Origin of the sequence: Tenacibaculum agarivorans, from assembly GCF_001936575.1 — a bacterium.
Classification (GTDB): Bacteria; Bacteroidota; Bacteroidia; order Flavobacteriales; family Flavobacteriaceae; genus Polaribacter; species Polaribacter agarivorans.
In genome coordinates, this window is the sequence record NZ_MSMP01000079.1 from 1 (window position 1) to 2526 (window position 2526).

Consider the following 2526-nt stretch of genomic DNA (forward strand, 5'->3'; position numbering starts at 1 on the left):
ATGTATTGAATATTGAAAAAGTAGGTATTTACGATGATTTCTTTGAATTAGGAGGACATAGTTTACTAATTGTACAATTAATTTCCCGTTTACAAAAAATAGATTTTCATATAGGAATTAAGGATATTTTCTCTGATCCTACGGTTGCTGGAATTAGTGAGAAATTATCATCTACGAGTACAGTTTATCAAGTTCCAGCTAATGGAATTACAGTAGATACAGATCGTATTACTCCAGAAATGATTCCTTTATTAAGTTTTGATCAAGAGCAAATAGACACTGTAGTTTCAAAAATATCGGGAGGCGTTTCTAATATTCAGGATATGTATCCATTATCACCATTACAAGAAGGAATGTATTTCCATTATTTAATGAGTGATAAAGAACAAGGAGATCCTTATGTATTACCGAGTTTATACTCATTCTCAAGTAAAGAAAAACGAACATTATTTATAAAGGCCCTACAGTTTGTTGTAAATCGCCATGATGTATTACGAACATGTATATTAAGTGAAGGTTTACCTCAACCAGTACAAGTAGTACTTAGAGAAGTTGTATTAGAAGTAGAAGAATTAGATCTAGATTTAGCTGATCTACAATTGTTAACAGCTCCTGGGAATCAATGGATGGATGTTTCTAAAGCACCATTATTTGAATTAAAATCAGCAGATGATCCAAGAACAGATAGTTATTATTTGATTAGTAATCAACACCATTTGGTGTTTGATCATGTCGGATTAGAAATGGTTGTTTCTGAGGTGTACGCATACTTATCTGGAGAAGCGTCAAGTTTACCTAAACCTACTTTATATAGAGATTTTATAGGACATACTTTACATCAGAAATCAGTTAATGATAGCGAGTCTTATTTTAAAGAACTATTAAATGGGGTGGAAGAACCAAGTTATCCATTTAATTTGTCAGACATTCAAGGAACAGGAAGTGATATCCGAGAGTTACAGAGCATACTACCAAAACAATTGAGTAAGGAAATTCGAGAGGTAAGCATTACTTTAGGAATGAGTCCTGCAGTTGTATTTCATGCTGCTTACGGATTGGTGATTAGTACTTGTAGTAATAGTGATTATGCATTATTTGGATCATTATTTTCAGGACGCTTGCAAGGTGCATCTGCGGCGGTTGATTCGTTAGGACTTTTTATCAATACATTACCATTCTATATATCCTTAGAAGGGAATGTATTAGAATATGTTAAAGAAGTTAAGCAAAAATTAGGGGCGTTATTGCCATATGAACAAACACCATTATCTGATATTCATGGTTGGAGTGAAGTTTCTAATGAAGTTCCATTATTTAGTGCGATATTAAATTACCGTCATTCTTCAACGGCAACAAATGAAGAAAATCCATTTGATTTAGGACTTACAATTATAAGTGATCATGAACGAACAAATTATCCATTTACCTTAAATGTAGATGATTTTGGAGATGATTTTAAATTAACTGCTCAAATTGACACAAGTATTGATGCTGAACGTGTACTTGCATATATGCAGACAGCTTTAGAACAGTTGTTAGAAGGTTTAAAATCAGAAAATACAGCTATTGTAAGACTAACAATTTTACCTGAGGAAGAATTACAAACATTAGAAAGATTTAATGGGATTGAGGTAGATTATGGAACCACTCAAACAGTTTTAGATTACTTTAAAGATCAAGTTGAAGCGCAACCAGAAGCTCTAGCAGTAGTTTACCAAGGAGTAGGATTAACATATGAAGAATTAGATGTAAAATCTAATCAATTAGCTCATTATTTACAAGATAAGGGAATTAAATCTGGAGATTTTGTAGGTATTTGTATTGAGCGTAGCTTAGAAATGTTGGTTGGCATTTTAGGAGTTTTAAAATCAGGAGGTGCTTATGTTCCAATTGATCCTAATTATCCGCAAGATCGTGTGGATTATATGATTGAAGATACAGCTACTGGTTTGGTGTTAAGCAGTGCTCAAAATCGAACTATCTTAGAACATAAGAAAGACATAATCATTGTATTGCTAGATAGTGATTGGGATGCGATAGCGAGTTATTCAACTTCAGGATTAGAAACTAAAATTGCTCAATCTGATTTAGCTTATGTAATTTATACCTCTGGAAGTACAGGAAAGCCAAAAGGCGTTTTAATAGAACATGGAAATATGTTCAATTTAGTAAACTGGGCATTAGATAATTTTGAAGAATCACTTGAGTTAGGAATGTTAGCCAGTACATCGATTAACTTCGATTTATCGATTTTCGAACTATTTACTTCGTTAGCTTCAGGAGCAAAAATTGAATTGGTAGATAATTTATTATCCTTAGTTGAAGATTCAGATATTTCAGTATCATTAATAAATACAGTTCCAAGTGTTTTATTAGGTGTTTTAGACTCTGGAAAATTACCAGAAACGGTAAAAACAGTCAACCTAGCAGGGGAGCCATTATTACCGAGTTTAGTAGATCGTATTTATGCAGAAAGTTCAGTAGAATCGGTTTATGATTTATACGGACCTTCAGAGGCTACAACCT

At 32.9% G+C, this 2526-nt stretch carries 1 protein-coding gene; it reads left to right on the forward strand.

The features are described 5' to 3' along the window. The coding region (locus BVC87_RS22895; RefSeq protein ID WP_075344717.1) for an AMP-binding protein at positions 1 to 2526 on the forward strand (2526 nt) is incomplete at both ends.